General features: G+C 46.3%; 24 protein-coding genes and 1 tRNA gene. 9 read left to right on the top strand and 16 right to left on the bottom strand.

Going from position 1 to position 15,578, the window contains the following annotated elements; all coding sequences use genetic code 11:
- Window position 1: 1 nt before the first annotated feature.
- The 11 genes from VD907_01975 to VD907_01925 form a co-directional block, all read right to left on the bottom strand.
- Entirely contained in the window at window positions 2-244 is a 243-nt protein-coding gene (locus tag VD907_01975) for a hypothetical protein (GenBank protein HYG83622.1), read from the bottom strand.
- 111 nt (window positions 245-355) lie between these two features.
- On the bottom strand, window positions 356-1,297 hold the full coding sequence (locus VD907_01970) for a hypothetical protein (GenBank protein ID HYG83621.1): 942 nt from the start codon (window positions 1,295-1,297) through the stop codon (window positions 356-358).
- Window positions 1,298-1,469: 172 nt separating this feature from the next.
- On the bottom strand, window positions 1,470-1,808 hold the full coding sequence (locus VD907_01965; protein ID HYG83620.1) for a hypothetical protein: 339 nt from the start codon (window positions 1,806-1,808) through the stop codon (window positions 1,470-1,472).
- Between the two features lie 86 nt (window positions 1,809-1,894).
- Complete coding sequence (locus VD907_01960; protein HYG83619.1) at window positions 1,895-3,277, bottom strand: sodium/glutamate symporter; 1,383 nt, start codon at window positions 3,275-3,277, stop codon at window positions 1,895-1,897.
- A gap of 87 nt (window positions 3,278-3,364) precedes the next feature.
- Entirely contained in the window at window positions 3,365-3,874 is a 510-nt protein-coding gene (locus tag VD907_01955) for a VOC family protein (GenBank protein HYG83618.1), read from the bottom strand.
- Between the two features lie 107 nt (window positions 3,875-3,981).
- Window positions 3,982-4,383, bottom strand: coding sequence for a hypothetical protein (locus VD907_01950; GenBank protein HYG83617.1), 402 nt, complete (start codon window positions 4,381-4,383; stop codon window positions 3,982-3,984).
- A gap of 181 nt (window positions 4,384-4,564) precedes the next feature.
- Window positions 4,565-4,732, bottom strand: coding sequence for a VOC family protein (locus VD907_01945; GenBank protein ID HYG83616.1), 168 nt, complete (start codon window positions 4,730-4,732; stop codon window positions 4,565-4,567).
- Window positions 4,729-4,884, bottom strand: coding sequence for a hypothetical protein (locus VD907_01940; GenBank protein ID HYG83615.1), 156 nt, complete (start codon window positions 4,882-4,884; stop codon window positions 4,729-4,731). The genes VD907_01945 and VD907_01940 overlap by 4 nt, the downstream gene beginning before the upstream one ends.
- Window positions 4,885-4,957: 73 nt before the next feature.
- Entirely contained in the window at window positions 4,958-5,164 is a 207-nt protein-coding gene (locus tag VD907_01935; protein HYG83614.1) for a helix-turn-helix transcriptional regulator, read from the bottom strand.
- A gap of 7 nt (window positions 5,165-5,171) precedes the next feature.
- Window positions 5,172-5,636: a DUF2975 domain-containing protein gene (locus VD907_01930; GenBank protein HYG83613.1), complete on the bottom strand. Its 465-nt coding sequence runs from the start codon at window positions 5,634-5,636 to the stop codon at window positions 5,172-5,174.
- A 350-nt stretch (window positions 5,637-5,986) separates the two neighbouring features.
- A complete protein-coding gene (locus VD907_01925) occupies window positions 5,987-6,511 on the bottom strand; it encodes a hypothetical protein (GenBank protein ID HYG83612.1) in 525 nt (174 codons plus the stop codon).
- Window positions 6,512-6,773: 262 nt separating this feature from the next.
- Between VD907_01925 and VD907_01920 the strand changes: the two genes are divergently transcribed.
- The 5 genes from VD907_01920 (at window position 6,774) to VD907_01900 (ending at window position 9,086) form a co-directional block, all read left to right on the top strand.
- A tRNA-Gly gene (locus VD907_01920) sits at window positions 6,774-6,849 on the top strand.
- Between the two features lie 136 nt (window positions 6,850-6,985).
- On the top strand, window positions 6,986-7,543 hold the full coding sequence (locus VD907_01915) for an NUDIX hydrolase (protein ID HYG83611.1): 558 nt from the start codon (window positions 6,986-6,988) through the stop codon (window positions 7,541-7,543).
- 21 nt (window positions 7,544-7,564) lie between these two features.
- Entirely contained in the window at window positions 7,565-8,002 is a 438-nt protein-coding gene (locus VD907_01910; protein HYG83610.1) for a hypothetical protein, read from the top strand.
- 69 nt (window positions 8,003-8,071) lie between these two features.
- Window positions 8,072-8,611: a class IV adenylate cyclase gene (cyaB, locus tag VD907_01905; GenBank protein HYG83609.1), complete on the top strand. Its 540-nt coding sequence runs from the start codon at window positions 8,072-8,074 to the stop codon at window positions 8,609-8,611.
- 85 nt (window positions 8,612-8,696) lie between these two features.
- A complete protein-coding gene (locus VD907_01900; protein HYG83608.1) occupies window positions 8,697-9,086 on the top strand; it encodes a DUF1428 domain-containing protein in 390 nt (129 codons plus the stop codon).
- Window positions 9,087-9,272: 186 nt separating this feature from the next.
- On the opposite strand, the gene VD907_01895 is transcribed toward VD907_01900, so the two are convergent.
- Together VD907_01895 and VD907_01890 are read right to left on the bottom strand one after the other, a co-directional pair.
- Window positions 9,273-9,599, bottom strand: coding sequence for a DUF1048 domain-containing protein (locus VD907_01895; GenBank protein ID HYG83607.1), 327 nt, complete (start codon window positions 9,597-9,599; stop codon window positions 9,273-9,275).
- Between the two features lies 1 nt (window position 9,600).
- A complete protein-coding gene (locus VD907_01890; protein HYG83606.1) occupies window positions 9,601-9,921 on the bottom strand; it encodes a PadR family transcriptional regulator in 321 nt (106 codons plus the stop codon).
- 241 nt (window positions 9,922-10,162) lie between these two features.
- Here VD907_01890 and VD907_01885 point away from each other — a divergent pair, with 241 nt between their 5' ends.
- Window positions 10,163-12,349 carry an RNA ligase gene (locus VD907_01885; protein ID HYG83605.1) on the top strand — a complete coding sequence of 729 codons (2,187 nt, stop codon included), beginning with the start codon at window positions 10,163-10,165 and terminating at the stop codon, window positions 12,347-12,349.
- Between the two features lie 12 nt (window positions 12,350-12,361).
- Here VD907_01885 and VD907_01880 read toward each other — a convergent pair whose 3' ends face one another.
- Window positions 12,362-12,793, bottom strand: coding sequence for an NUDIX hydrolase (locus VD907_01880; GenBank protein ID HYG83604.1), 432 nt, complete (start codon window positions 12,791-12,793; stop codon window positions 12,362-12,364).
- Window positions 12,794-12,911: 118 nt separating this feature from the next.
- Here VD907_01880 and VD907_01875 point away from each other — a divergent pair, with 118 nt between their 5' ends.
- Complete coding sequence (locus VD907_01875; GenBank protein ID HYG83603.1) at window positions 12,912-13,289, top strand: VOC family protein; 378 nt, start codon at window positions 12,912-12,914, stop codon at window positions 13,287-13,289.
- Between the two features lie 35 nt (window positions 13,290-13,324).
- Complete coding sequence (locus tag VD907_01870) at window positions 13,325-13,606, top strand: hypothetical protein (GenBank protein ID HYG83602.1); 282 nt, start codon at window positions 13,325-13,327, stop codon at window positions 13,604-13,606.
- 72 nt (window positions 13,607-13,678) lie between these two features.
- Here VD907_01870 and VD907_01865 read toward each other — a convergent pair whose 3' ends face one another.
- Window positions 13,679-13,993 carry a hypothetical protein gene (locus tag VD907_01865; GenBank protein HYG83601.1) on the bottom strand — a complete coding sequence of 105 codons (315 nt, stop codon included), beginning with the start codon at window positions 13,991-13,993 and terminating at the stop codon, window positions 13,679-13,681.
- Window positions 13,994-14,129: 136 nt separating this feature from the next.
- Window positions 14,130-14,465: a hypothetical protein gene (locus VD907_01860; protein HYG83600.1), complete on the bottom strand. Its 336-nt coding sequence runs from the start codon at window positions 14,463-14,465 to the stop codon at window positions 14,130-14,132.
- Between the two features lie 138 nt (window positions 14,466-14,603).
- Between VD907_01860 and VD907_01855 the strand changes: the two genes are divergently transcribed.
- Window positions 14,604-15,575: an ATP-grasp domain-containing protein gene (locus tag VD907_01855; GenBank protein HYG83599.1), complete on the top strand. Its 972-nt coding sequence runs from the start codon at window positions 14,604-14,606 to the stop codon at window positions 15,573-15,575.
- The last annotated feature ends 3 nt before the right edge of the window (window positions 15,576-15,578 follow it).

Here is a 15,578-nt window from a genome sequence, read left to right as displayed (position 1 = left end):
GTTAGCGCTTTCCAGCTTGCCCCATATCTTCGTCGGCGTCCTCGATGTATTCGCGCATATCTTCGTTGCCATGCCCGGCTTCATCAAGATTCATCTTTTTGAATTCATGGGCAATTTCTGACTCAGGGATGCCCGCCCTATCGGCCAAATTGTCGGTTAATTCGTGCGTGATTTCATCTTTTTTGCTCAGATCAGCGTCTAGATCGTCCTGATAGCCTTTTAATTGTAGGTCGTCGTCATTCATATGATACCTCCTTGTGTACTTCTAGCATACCGCACACTACCAGCTGTTGCCTACCCTTAAACATCCTTAGAAATTTAGAACCGCTCGGCGGAACCGAGCGGCGTAAAGCTGTTAGATTTTAACTTTCCACCTTTCAGCGAGGTGACCCCTCGCCCAGGCCTCAAGCTTCTTATTATCGCCCTTATGGAGCTTATTGAGCTCGGACTCAATCTCTTTTGCTTGGGCAGCCCAGCCGAGGCGGCTCACTACACCATTCGTAACCTTGTCGAGCTTACTCTGGATATCCTTAACGTACCCGATGTACCCCAGCTGCTTCTCAATCAGCTCTTTAAAGCTGGTAACGCGCTTGCTTGTAGCTGGAACTTCGCCAATCAGCACATTTGCACCCTTGGTGATGAACTCTTCAATGCCGCCCATCGGTCGAGAGTCCGCCACCCGGATCATCAAAGTGATACGGTGCTGAGAGGTGATTGCAGGAACGAACCTGAAGCTACGCTCGGCTGCATCCTTGGCGCCAAAGGTCGTGCCAAGAATGAGCGCGCCACTAAACACCTGAGCCGGCAGTGCATAGCTGCGCTTCTGTAGCAACTTGATGAATTCGGAAGCGCTCGCCCATTCAAGCGTCTGGTCAAGCGAATAACCCCTTGGCCGCTGATTCGCCGGCGCATCACGAATAAGCGTTGCCCCACAGTGTCCAAAATCGTGGGAATACGCTGCCGCCGCGCCAACCTGGCGGACGACTAGATATTCCGACCTCGCTCGCGGACCATAGTAAGCATCAAAAAGCGCCAGAAAGTTATCTCGAACCTCCTTAAAATGCGTTGGATTGTGGTCAGGCAGATTAAACAACCGAACCGAATTGTCGGCTGCAGTCTCGAAGAACTTAAGATCGGCCCTGAACACTCCTTCGGGCTTTGCCTGATCATGGCTTGCGCTATACTGATACCCCTTGAGCATTTTTGCAAGGTCAGCCGGCAATTTGTTGCCATAAACCTTATAAACATCGCCGTCAATGAACTGTGGCCACATCGGACCAAGCACTTTTAGATTCATTTGAGGCTCCGTTTCGAATGTACAGATGTTGCCATACAATACTATACGAATTATTTGAATATGTGAATAGTGGCTTCGAGCTTCTTTCCTTTCCCGCCCCTAAATCTCTCGATACCATCCTTAACTGGCAAAAAAACGTGCCCGCCGTTACCGACGAGCACTTTCGGCTGACTTACTTTTCATACACCGCGGTGTACGCCCACACCAGGCAAGCCTTTACATATTCCTTTTGCCCCTCTGAGCCGCTTAGCGAAATTGCGCCACTAAAAAGATCGAGGAGACGATCAATTGTTTTTTGATCCATCCTGCGCATGCGCGGCGACAAACTGTTCTCGGATGAAACAAGATTATACACTTCGGTGCAAACCACCGACCAGTCTAGCTTTTGGTAGTTATCTTCGATTGCTCGCTCGGCACAGGCTTCTGGCGTTATTGGCCCGTTCTTTTGAACCGCCTTCTTTGCAGTCGGGTAGTATTCAAGCAGTTCCCGAAGTAGCATTTTCTGCGCCACATTTCCTCCTCCGCCGATTGTCAAGCCTTTACTAGAGTAGCATTTGCTATGGCTACCGTAAAGATTCTGCCGTTACACGTTATATCTTACGAATCGTGCCTGTGCGCAGTCGCCGGTAAAACTGGGCGCTTTTTCCCAAGGCGTATTCCTAGCCAAATCCAGAAAACCGTTATGAGGCTCACGCCAATCAATACCGGAATTTGGCCAAATTCGTGCAGAGCAATAACCGAACCAGCCGTCACGATACCCCCACCCATGAAGGGTTCGAACGCTAATTGTTTGTAGCCAAACGTTTCGCGGCTATGTGATTTGTTGCTCGGGTCGGCAAGTCGACCAAGCAACAACCCTGTGGCAGTCATACCCATGGACTGCCCCATGTTAGTAAGGCCTTTCTCAAACCAAAAGCTGCTAAACATGCGTGGCGCTAAAACCAAAAAGCCAAACACAATCCAGCCAATCCCCAGGAGTGCGAACGTAATGAATACCGGCAGGTTGCTGCCAATAGCGCTTAACGACACTGTGGCGATGGCGCTGGCTATTAAAATGTCGAGCGCCAAAGTACTAATAATCTCGGCGGTGCGGCGCTGAATCAAGGTTTGTTTGCCAAATTTGCGCAGTATCATTTGGACAATCAGTCCACCAATCATTGCCAGTGGAAAGAGCGGTAAATGCGTGAAGAAGCGAATGTCAGTTATGCCGCCGAGCAACGCAGCTTCAATAATTATCAGTAGCTGCAGTAGCACCCAGCCAATGCCAATAGCGATAGCAAAAGCAGCGACGTTTATCGCAATCGCTCGTGGGGTTGCCCGCAGCTTTCGACCAAAGGTAATTAGATTATAGCCACTGCGAATCATTTGTTGGCGCTGTTTTCGCTGCACCTCTGGGTCGATATAGTTCCCTCCGCCGCGGCGGCTATGCCAGTTCACAAAGAAAATACCAATTATAATTGCTGCAACAATACTCACGGTTGCTAACCCCAAAGCAATATCGGTGCCTTCTTTCCAGCCTAACTGCTCAAAGGTAGGCGCCAAACCGGCAGCCGTACCGTGCCCACCCTCAAAACTGATCTCAATCAGTGCGCCCGCCAGGGGGCTTGTGCCAAAAACCGGGGTCAAAAACAACATAGTCACCAGAATACCCAGCACGTATTGCCCCCAGGCGAGGCTGTTGCCAAAAGCAATCATTGGCCCTGAAACTTTCCAAATTTCTTTGCGGCCAGGAATAACTTTACCTAAAAACAACCCGGCAAATACTACTGTAATTAGGTATTTAGGCCATGTTGCCCAGTAGGCGGTAATCTCCTCGGGGATCGTGCCTAAAACTTGCGGTCCAAAAACCAGCCCCAACACCCCGGCAACTAATGCACTGGGAATAAAGAATTTTTGTAGCACCCCAGAGCCGCGTTTAATAAAACGCGCGACCGCTAGGATGATCACCAAAACAACAATACTTTGAAACAGCGGATGCATTGTTCCTATTATAAACAACCGGCAGGCTTTTTTGGTGCTAAAAAAGCCGTAAGTTTTACAATCAAGCTTTCAGAGGAAACAAACGGATTACTTGTCGTCGTGCGCGGCTTGTAATTGAGCAATATCTAGCTTTTTCATCTGCAGCATTGCCTGCATAACCCGGCCAGCTTTTTCAGCATCGGGGTCGCTCATCAATTGCCCCAGAGCTTTAGGAACAATTTGCCACGACAAGCCAAATTTATCTTTTAGCCAGCCACAGGCTTCGGCCTCGGGTACGGCGCTCAGCTTTTCCCAGTAATAATCTACTTCTTTCTGGGTGTCACAATCGACAAACAGCGAAATAGCTTCGTTAAATTTAAACTGTGGGCCGCCATCAAACGCAATAAATTCATTACCGGCAAGCATAAATGCGCCGTTGGCGACCTTCCCTTCTAAGCCAACCATCGGCCCTTCGAGCGGACCTTCTGGGTAGCGGCTGAGGCTTACTACTTTTGATTCAGCCTTCTTTTCTGGCGCACCATTAAATATTTCGACGTAAAAATTCATCGCCGCTTCGGCGTCTTTTTCGAACCATAAGTATGTTTTGACTTTTTGCATTGCTTCCCCTTTTTTACCTTCTTAGTATACCTAAGATGATTGCAACTTGTCCAAAATTTAAACGGGTAGGCGCAGCACTTATTGATGTGCTGCACCTACCCAACTACCTACAGTTCCTTACCCTGACGATCGGCAGTGGCCACGCGCGGGTAGTTCTTCTTGATACGAACCGTCAACTGCCTGCCAAGGATTTGCACCTCAGGAACATCGATGCAATCGGCGTGCTCTGCTGCCTTGCTAAAGTGACTGACCTTCAAGCAGCCTTCGACAAAGAGCTGCAAAGCCTCGACGGGTCCGACGAGCACCATCGCAACCCGATCGAGCTTGCCATTGCGCTCGTCATCGTCAAGGCAGTCCTGGATTTCGGGCGTGAGGGGATTAATATCTACCTCAAAACCACCGACCCTCCAGCTCTCCCTGCCCATACGCGCATAACTCTCATTCTCGAAAAACTTAACTTCGTCACCGGAAACCCTAAAAAACTTTCCGGAAATGCTCTGCGTACCCATGATCGGCCTCTCTCCTCATTCGGCAGCATACCTTCAGGCTGGCACCTGACTGCGCCCTACCATAGAGACACAAAATGAGGAATAAAGACAACTTGCTCTTATTCCTCATTTCGTATCGGATCCAACTATATCATTAAGTGATGCTTTAATCAACGGCGACTAAGCCGCATGGTACAAGCAGTTAACTCGCTATCGGCGCGTCACCAAACTCAATTTTATTCCCTTCAGGGTCTTGGTAAGCTGCCTTGCGCACGCCGTTACCATATGTTTCTCGTGCGGTTGGCTCGAGGCCTCGTTCGCTGGTTTGGGCTACAAGATCATCAAAATCATCTACAAATACCACATTCATAGTGTGGCCAGCCCGCGTTCTGGTAAGTGCTCGATAGCAATCGAAATGTGCTTGGCAAGCTCCCGCACGGCTTCAGTGCCGCTCGCAACGTAAGTCGGCGGGCAGCCAAACAAGCGTTCATACCAAGCAACTGCTGCCTTGAAGTCACGCACCGGAATGCAAGCGAAAAAATCAATTTATAGCTACCTGGGATTTTTTCATCTTTTGCCATACGCTTAATAACAGTTATCCCTGGCGGTATTCTAGGATATCCCCAGGTTGACAATCGAGTGCTTCGCAAATTGCGGCTAGTGTCGATAGCCGCACGGCCTTAGCTTTACCGTTTTTAAGTATTGAAAGATTCGCCATGGTGATGCCAACTTTTTGGGAAAGCTCGGTTAGGCTCATTTTTCGCCTAGCGAGCATTACATCAAGATTTACTACTATTGCCATAAAGTCGCTACACCGTTAGATCGTTTTCGGACTTAATCGCCACTGCCGACTGAAAAAGCTTTTGAAACAATGCCGCGGCAGTGGCGATGACAAATGAGCCAAAGGTAATCACCAAGCCAAGCACAATCACACCTGGCGCGTCATCTTTATCGGCCACAAAGTAAATGTAAGGCATGCCGGCAGCGTACATAGCGCTGATAATAACTGCGCAGTATTTTATACCTTTTAAGGCTTGTACCGCGGCGTGCGAAAAAGCGATGTTTTTATCAATATATACAAGCAACTTGAGCGCTTGGTAAATAGCAACGAAGAACGGTATCGCTGTAGCATACATCCCAAATAGAATCGGACGGTAATCGCCAGTTTTATCGGTACCAATCGCAAACGGTAGAACAAAGATACACAGCGCCAGCACAATAAGCGCTATAAAAATAACTGTTGCCCTTAAGATGATGGTTGAGCCGCGTTTCATTTTGGAGCCTTTCTTTTAAGTTGTGTTTGTATTTTAACAGTGATTTTATTGATTTACAATAATTATTTATTGATATTCCTATGATAATTTTGGCATAAAAAATCAGCAATTAAATGCTGGGCAGTCTTCATGAAACGAAGACTGCCCAGCCCAAGGTGATAAAGTCTGTCAGCGGTAGGAATAGTTGCAGGGCTGCAATAATGAGGCCGGCAACAAGCACTAAAAGTAGCTTGTTTTGTTTGTCATAGAGGCATTATAACAGCGTTAAGTGGGCAATTAGATTATTAAAGCGATGCCATTAAGAAGGGGCAGGCGCGGTTGATGCTACGCCTGCCCCATTTACTCTTCGTCTACCTACAGCAGAAAGAGATGTCTAGATCGACGTTCTGGATATACGTGAGATTTCTCTGCTTTAGACCTCGAATAGCCGCCTTATAGGCCTCCAAGTCCTGCTCCGTTCGAGCGTTCATAGGTACGAGCTGCTCGACGTCGAGCTTCCCTACGGCTGCGTAGAGGTCAGCTTTAACTCGCTCAGTTGGCTCAAAACCAGGGACAAACTCACCGCTGATAATTTGGCGGTAGTGCCTACCAGTACCGCATCGCTGCATTTTAACAAACAGCACCATTGCACCATAAGGCAGCAGCGGGTTAAAAATCCGCTTCAGTTTTCCGATGATGCCTTTGTAGTCGCTACCTTCCACTATACCCACAAGAACGGCATTTTCCCCGCTCTTGGGCAAGCTGAACCGAATACCCTCAATTTTTCTCAATTCAGGTTCCAGCGCTTTGAGCTTGTTCGGCTTTGTCGCAGGATAAGCAAAGCGGTATCCCGAAGGATTTGATTCCCAGATCACATATGAAGCCCTGAGCATCATCTTCTTCTCCTCTTCTGAGAGACAAGTGCACCTTGAGTATAAACTAATAAGGAATACTAGCCAAGGCATGAGGATAAATTATAAGGATTTACACTAACTTTGGCACTGTAACTTCATCTATCTTTTAAGGAACCTTTTGGTTAGTAAGGGCTTGGTGCCATGCTTTGGTTCTTGAGATAAGTTGTGTTTAGCGACTTAATACACAAAGTATTTAAAGACTGCTTGAAAACATACCATAACTGCGCTATAATCTCCCTAGTATGCGGGTTTAGCTCAGTTGTTAGAGCGCTTCCTTGCCAAGGAAGAGGCCAGGAGTTAGAGTCTCCTAACCCGCACCACGAAAAAAGCCCAGGTTTTCTGGGCTTTTTTCGTGGTGTGAATTTGGGTATTTCTTAGCCATGACCTCATCAAAGACAGCGCCGCGTTAGAGGGTTAGAGACTTTTCAAATGGAAGGCATGCTACGATAGATCTATATGACAAAACAAGACGACAATCCCTGGCGAACCCTCGATAGCAGAATAATGTATCAGAACCCTTGGATGACAGTGCACGAGGACAAAGTACTGACGCCAAGCGGCAAGGAAGGTATTTACGGCTTTATAGAAAGTAAGCCAGGAGTATTTATTATAGCTCTGACTGAGGATAACAAGATTTATCTTATTGAATCGTTCCGCTATCCTACACAAAAATGGCAGTGGGAATTACCTACCGGCGGTATTGAAGAAGGTGCGACACCTTTGGAATCAGCCAAAAACGAGCTTGCCGAAGAACTCGGTATGACTGCTGAAAACTGGATTCGTGTAAACACCTTTGGACCATCTTCCAACGGCTTTATGAATGACGTACAGGAAGTATTTGTAGCCGAAGGACTCCACAGGAGTGAGGAAAAACATTTCGAAGAATTCGAAGCTATCCGTGCAGCCAAAGCTGTAACAGTCGAAGAAATTATGACTATGATCAAAAATGGTAGGCTTACTGATGGTCAAACGCTTGCCGCACTGATGCAGTTTTTTACGTGGCGCGAACATTAATGACACGCGAACATTATTGTCATGAGAATTTCACTTAAGAAAACCGCCCATATAGGCATTATTGCCGGTCTTACAGCCTCACTAATTTATTTGTTAGCACCGCACCCGCGTGGCATAACCGTGTTTATACAGTGCGGAGCATTAATAATCCTGGGTGCGGTAATAAGTTATTTTTCTAGAAAAAAGATACATAATCCATATGCTGTAATTATCTACAGCATGCTAATTGGGTACGGAACAGTACGCGTATTGCCATTCGTCACCACATACTGGCTGATTGCCATAGGTGCTATTATTACGGCCAGCACAGCATTGGCATATTTTTTGTGGCGCCAGTATTTTGCTTTAAAAACCAACTTTGTTGTGAAGTATAGTGGAGCGGTTCTTCTTGTGATTGTTTGGTGGGTAGTTATTCCACTGACGGTTTTGTACTTCATCCGATTATCGTATACTCCTTAGCGATGAATAATTTCAAAGTTGCTCGCTAATATATTAATTACGGATATTAAATCTTGTTAGAATAAAACTATGATTGAAATTGAACGCAAATTCCGTATCTCGCCCGAGCAAAAAGCCGCTATTGAAAAGTATTTCAAAAATAACGGCAGCGACCTCGTGCCAGTCCACCAAATCGATCAAGTCTTTTTGCAAGGCATTAATTCGTTCAAAGATTTTAAGTCTGGTAAGCCAGTTGCTCGGCTCCGTACGGTCGATAATAAAACGCAGTTAACGTATAAAAGGGCAATTAACGATGCCGGCGATACGCTAGAGCATGAGCTTGGCGTAGAATCAGCCGATACAATGCAAAAAATTCTCGAAGAGATGGGCTATCAGCAGGTTACGCTTGTAGATAAAACCAGAATTGAGATGAAACAAGGCAGGCTGACACTTGTTTTGGACGAGGTTGCCCGCCTCGGGAGCTTTTTAGAAATTGAACTATTAGCCGAGCAGGCCGACACGGGCGGCGCGGAAGAGCAAATTCTTCAGTCTGCAGCACAGTTCGGACTAACCGCAGCCAATATCGAGCCAAAGAAGTATGACCAGCTTCTTGGCTCTTTACCTGCATAATGCGCGCGTAATCCGTATAATAGATTCTAGACTTATTGGTGCTAGACTTATTAGTAGAGTATCAATTTTAAAAGGATCTTTTGAAATGTCTAAGTATATCGATGGCTTTGTACTAGTCGTACCAAAAGGCAAAGCTGAAGCGTACAAAAAAATGACCGAAGAAGGACGAGATTCATGGATGAAGCACGGTGCGCTTCAGTATTTTGAGTGCAAAGGGGATGACCTTAAGCAAGAGGAGATGGGCGACGAAAAATCCCGTTCTTTTAGCGAAATGACCGGCGCAGAAGATGGAGACGATGTGTGGTTCTCTTTTATTGTGTTTGAATCCAAGGAACACCGCGATGAGGTAAATAAAAAGGTAATGGACGAGATGGATGAGGCCTACCAAGAACAAAGCGATTTCGTATCGCCGTTTGAAATGAGCAAGCTAGCGCGCGGTGGATTTGAGGTTGTGGTTGAGGCGCAAAAAGCTTGATCGCGGCTCCTGGCGTAGATCTATTTCCTAGCAAATAAAGAACAAGCGGTCACGACACCTGCAGCGCTGGCGGTAATCTTTCTGTTTCGTGACACATAATGGATAGCTCTCGCCTTACTAGGTAAGGCTATTGGCAAACTGTTAACCGCACCCAATTTAGATCAAGAGTTAGAAGCTATTGCTCACCTATTTACTTAACTTGTCGTTTAATTTTTTGCGCTGCTGGTCGTTATATGAGCTTTCACCACGAACAAATTCATCCGCGAAAGCCGCAACGTCAGGCCCGGTGATGTCAATGACTCGCCTGCCATCGGCAGCAGCTTCTTCGAGCATATCTACTAATGACACCGGTGGATCGATCGTTAATATGCCAGATGTGCTCCAGAGATAGTGTTTGATCTTTTTGTAGGCTTCGGCATACTCGGCGGGCAATGCCTTGGCACGTTTTTCAACTGCCCGGTATTTTTTCTTCTCGTTAAGATCGCCGATGATTGTATCGATAATTTTTCCCATTTTAGTTACTCCTTAGTTCATTAATTTTTGATGATACGAAATTCCATTTATCCCAAAAGGTTCGAAGTTCTTTTTGACCAGTCTTAGTGAGACTATAAAACTTACGCGGCGGACCAATTTCTGATGGTTTTTTTTCAATAGCTACAAGCTTGTTTTTCTCAAGCCGCACTAAAATCGTGTAAACTGTCCCCTCAACAATATCGGTGAAGCCGAGCTTCCGCAGCTGCTGAGTGATGTCGTAGCCATACGTTGGTTGTCGGCTAATGACTTCGAGCACACAGCCTTCGAGGACTCCTTTTAGCATTTCTGTAATATTATCCAAGCTAATTTCCTTTTTACTATATAGTATTACTTATTACTACTATATAGTAGCACGTAGTAGTAAATCTTGTCAACTGTTAGCTACTAAAAAACATAAGCAACTTGAATAAAATCTGTATCTGACGCGACCATCCGCTTGAGCAAAGCCATGGCAATTATTCAATATACTAGCCATAACATTGGCGCAAATCACCGAAGATAGTTTACAATAAGCCCAGAACTTAACGAGACCTACACCGAAAATGAGACAACTTTATATAACCCGCGGCATTCCCGGATCCGGCAAGAGCACTTTTATTCAGGAAAACAATCTTGAAGCATATACCGTTTCGCCCGATACCATACGCCTCGTTCTAGGCTCGCCGGTACTTGATACAAAAGGCCGTCTAGTCATGCCGTCTAAAGACGACGCGACGGTTTGGAAACTGCTGCGCGAATCAATTGAAACCCGCATGGCGCGGGGCGAGCTTATTATTATTGATGCCACCCACACTCTGCCCCGCTATTTCCACGATTACGCTAAACTCGCCCGAACCTACCGCTACAAACTTTTTGCGATCGATTTTGCTGACGTTCCGCTTGAAATCTGCAAACAGCGCAATAAAACACGAGCAAGCTATAAGGTGGTCGATGATAAAGTGCTTGAAACTATGCACGCCCGGCTACAGAATTTCACCATTCCAAAAGGTTATACGGTTATAAAACCAGATGAAGTAAAGGCCACCTTAGAATACACTCCAACTGATCTTAGTCAGTACACCCGTATTCATCATATTGGCGACATTCAGGGCTGCTATACGCCGCTGCGGCAATATTTCGACGAACACCCGTTTCGCGATGATGAATACTACATATTTACCGGCGATCTGCTCGATCGCGGCTCAGAGAATGCCGAGGTGCTGACCTACATTTGCGAGCAATTTGTCGATAAACCGAATGTGGCGTTTATTGAGGGCAATCACGACCTCTATATCTGGAAATGGCTGACCCACCAGCCCATCACTTCACGCGAATTTAACGGCCGAACACGCGGTCAGCTAGAAAGCGCCGCCATCGACAAGCCCGCGGTGAGTCGTCTGCTTCGTAGTATGCGCGAATGCTTCTTGTACACCTACCACGAAAAACAGGTGTTAGTATCCCACGCCGGTGTTAGCGCCCTGCCCGAAAATCTCAAGTTGCTCTCGAGTGAACAATATATCCGCGGCGCGGGGTCTTACGGCGAGGTCGGGCTGGTTGACGACGCCTTTGTCGCCAACACCAACAACTCCACTTACCAGGTTCACGGCCACCGCAATCAGCAAAATTACCCTACCCAGTACAATGAGCGTACCTTTAATTTAGAAGGTAAAGTTGAGTTTGGCGGCGATTTACGAGTGGTTCAGCTAAGTAGCGCTGGCTTTAAAGTAGTTGAGATTTCAAACCAGTCATCCGAACTAACCCTTCACCCAGAAAATGCACCGCTAGTGCACCAATTGCGTACCAATCGTTATATAACTGAAAAAACACTGCCTGGCAACATCAGCTCGTTCCACTTTAAACCGGAGGTATTTTACGAAAAAAAATGGACCAAACAAACCATCACCGCCCGCGGTTTATTTGTGAACACTCTCACCAACGAAATTGTCATACGAGCCTACGACAAATTCTTTAATATTAACGAACGCCGCGATACGGAACTGCCAGCACTAAAAGAAAAGCTCGCCTTCCCGGTAAAAGCCTGGGTTAAAGAAAACGGCTACTTGGGGCTGGTAGGCTACGACGCTGTCTCTGGTGATTTAATTTTTGCTTCAAAATCCACCACCGAAAGTGAATTCGCCGGCTGGTTTAAGCAGCTATTTATGAAGCGGTTTGGCAAGCACGAAGCCGCCATCAAGCAGTACCTTGCCCGCCAAAATGCCTGTTTGGTGTTTGAAGTAATGCTTCCCAACCTCGATCCCCACATCATCGATTACACCGAAGATCATTTGGTGCTGCTCGATATCGTAAAAAGGCAGGCCAATTTCGAAGCTTTACCAGATGTAGAACGAGAAAACTTCGCCGCCTCAATAAACGCCGCTTCTAAACGCCTGGCCGCAGAATTCGCGAATTGGGATGAGTTTCAAACGTGGCACGACCACCTCAAAGGCCTAGAGTTCCAGCTTGAAGGGAGTCATGTGGAAGGGTTTGTGATTGAAGACGCTCACCATTTCCTCGTAAAGGTGAAGCTAGACTTTTATAGTTTTTGGAAACAGCTACGAACCGCACTCGAGGCGATTAAAAATGGCAAACAGCCAAAGGTAAAACCAGAATCCGAGTACCCAGAAGCCGCCGAAGAAGTCATTACATTTATGCAGTCGCTGCCACCTGAAGAAATCGCCAAAGATACAATCATTGATATCCGGCGGAAGTTCCTGTTGGCTCAAGAAGACAAAGGTAGCGAATCACCCTAGCGGCTGGTCGTTTTATCCCCAAATTACCTCGCTCAGTACAATTTTATCGTAAGAAGGATGCAATTCTTGCTGGAGAAATTCATCTTTTGTACACCACCGCCACTCTGAAACATGATCAGTTTTTTTGAATGACACTTCAGGCACAGATGCTTTAAAAAATAGGTTCATCCGCGGCACAGCATCAACCACATTGCCAATATCGTAATGCACAATCCGGAAATCTGACGACACTTCGCTTGCGGGTGCGCCTAGTTCCTCCTCAATTTCGCGCATAATTGCCACTTCTATCGTTTCTCCGTGATCCACGCCGCCACCGGGAACTGCCCACCAGCCTTCTGCAGCTTCTTTGATCAATAAAACTTTTTTTGCCTGCACAATCAGCACTCTAGCAGCCACCCGGTAGAGGCAGTCATCAATCTCATTTAGTTTGGGATGTATACGCATGGTTCTATCGTAGCAGAACCTCGCAAAGTCGGTGCAACTCAACGTTTCAGGGCCGCTTTAATTTTAACAACAGTCACATCCATCAATGCTAAAATAGAAATATAAAAAGGAGGTTTTTATGGCAGATAAAGTAACGTGGTTTGAGCTACCGGCCGATGACACTGCGCGAGCAGGCGCGTTTTACGCTACTGTTTTTGGTTGGGATACACCTGACATGGGCGGCGGAAGCATGATGGCCATTACTACCCCTAGCGACGAAGAAGGCGCACCCTTAGCTGCCGGTGCAATTAATGGTGATATATCGCCGCGCAGCCAAGCCTTCGATAAACCCCTTATCGTGATTACTGTCGAAGACATCGAAGCTAAAATTAAAGCCGTTGAAGCCGCCGGTGGCAAGGTGGCATTAGCTCCCGAAAAAATGGAGGGTATGGACCTTATTTGGGCAATCATCACCGACACTGAAGGTAATAATATTGGCGTCGTTCAGGAAGTATAAGCTTAGAGAATACTACTCTAACAGTAATTAAAACTATGAATAACCTAGGCAAAACCTACGCCAACGGACAAAAGATCACCGAGCAAGATGGCGATACTCTTACTTATTTCTTTGAGGATGGCACCATAAAATCTAAAGGTGGCTATATAAACGGTGCTATGCGTGGCAGGTGGATTTTTAACAAGAAGGAAGGTTATTTGTGGCAGGTAGGCTACTTCGATGATCAAGGCAAGCAACATGGCCCGTGGATTATCTTTAACCAGGACGGCTCAATCCAAAAAGAGAAAAGCTTTGACCACGGCAAATTAGTAAAATAAAAAATAGCGAAGTTATTCTAAACAGGTTTACGTACACTTAACCTTAAGCTCTCTGCTCGCCAGCCAAAATGACTACAACGTATACCGGTCCTCATAATTAACCTTCAATTTCGATAATACCGGATTTTTCACATTTTCAAGTACCAACTCAGTTTTTACGTCAGATATTTTGCTCTGTAGGTAGTGGATAATAACTTTTGGGTTTTCGCCGTGCAACAATGCAAACCGAACACAACGTTCTTCGTCGGTAGCATTTTCACATAGTACAGTAAAGCCATGCGCCAGCCCTAATTTACGGATCCGGCCCCGGAGCATCACTCCATGAATTTCAGTGTGATCGGTGCGGATAGCGTAGATATCCCAGCTTAATGACGTTTTCGTATTCATACCTTTATCTTATCCTGTTTGTACCACGGTGAGCGATTTTTACGGGCTTGAGGCGTAGCATAAATTATGCCTCAAGCCCGGCGCTGCTACCAAAAGCGATGGCTTTGGTGAGTGTTCTTAAACCTCAGTCGGTTGCTTACTCCCAGCTATACGCTGCCATAAACATTTCAGCTTGCTCACTAATGTCAAATACCTCGGGGTTATATCGGATGAATCCGATGAGAGATTTAAGCATTATCGCAAAAGTCTCTTCGTCCTTCGCAGTATCCCCGGCGAGGCTATAAACAAGTCGTTGATTATCCCACCCGGATACCACCTCTCTGAGATTCAGCGAAATAATTTTAGCCTTTCGGCCGTGTCGCAGCTCCCAGTTAACCTCTTCGGCGAAAAATTGCATAACCAAAGTGTACAACTGGTCTTTCTCAAAAGCTACTCGTCCATCAGCTTCGGTGCGTCGAGTATGAATCAACACTTCAGTGCCCCTTCTTCAGACATAGCCTCTCTATTGTACCTCGGACTTGATAATTGTATTAATCGATGCAATAATAAAGCGACGCTACTGAAGTAGCTTTAGTTTTTATTGTAAATTACCGCACAAGAAAGGGTTGTCGTGTCCGCTCAGCCAGCTACCACCAAAATTAACCGACCAGTTGCAATCGCTATTTTTTGTCGTGAGTTAAAGGCTGGGGGTGATCCATTTTCAAGTGATTACTACTGGCAGGCCTATCAAGACCTTTTGTTGGCTTTAAAGAAACACGGTGCGGCGGCATATTTAACCACCGATAACAATTCTTACCGTGGATTCGGCCGGTTTCAAGCTGCGTATACCATCGACGCCAAAACTACTCTCGACAACCTTACCAAAGTAGAAGATGTGCAGGTCGATGTCGTTTTCGACCGCGGCGGCTTTATTGGACGCGATGTTTTAACTATTAACCCGCCGATTATCACCAAAATTGCCTCCAGCAAAATTGAAATGTATAAGCACTTCAAAGAGCACCAGCCAAATTCCTACATTGGCCACAACAAAAAACAAGTTGCAAAAGCCGCCGATAAACTACCCAGCGAAAAAGTTGTGGTCAAAGAGCCCGAAGGCAGCGGCGGCAACGAGGTCTATATTGGCGAAAAAGAAGATGTACTGGCCGAATTACCCAATAAGTTTCCGGTGTTAGTGCAGGAATTCATGGATACTTCTACCGGTGTGCCGGGAAAAGTTGAAGGCGTACATGATGTACGACTAGCAATTTGCGGCGGCGAAATTATTAACTACAATATTCGCAGCGCCCAAGAAGGTAAATTACTGGCTAACATAGCTCAGGGCGGCGAAATTATGTATTATGACGTCAGCGAAGCACCCGCCGAGCTTATTGCGCTAGCAAAAAAGATTGATGCTCATTTTAAAGACCTGCCGCGATACTACTCAATCGACTTTATGAATACGCCAGACGGCTGGAAGATGGTAGAACTAAACTCGTATCTTGGGTTAGGACCAGTTTCAAATGGAATACACGCCGAAAGAACGCTTAATCGGCTGGCTGATTACTTAGTAGCCCAAGCCACCCAAGTCGCAAACTCACACTAGCCG

It is taken from the genome of Verrucomicrobiia bacterium, assembly GCA_035629335.1.
Classification (GTDB): Bacteria; Patescibacteriota; Saccharimonadia; order Saccharimonadales; family Saccharimonadaceae; genus DASUUR01.
Note: the sequence above shows the minus strand (reverse complement) of the source record. Positions and strands in the feature narration are given on the sequence as shown.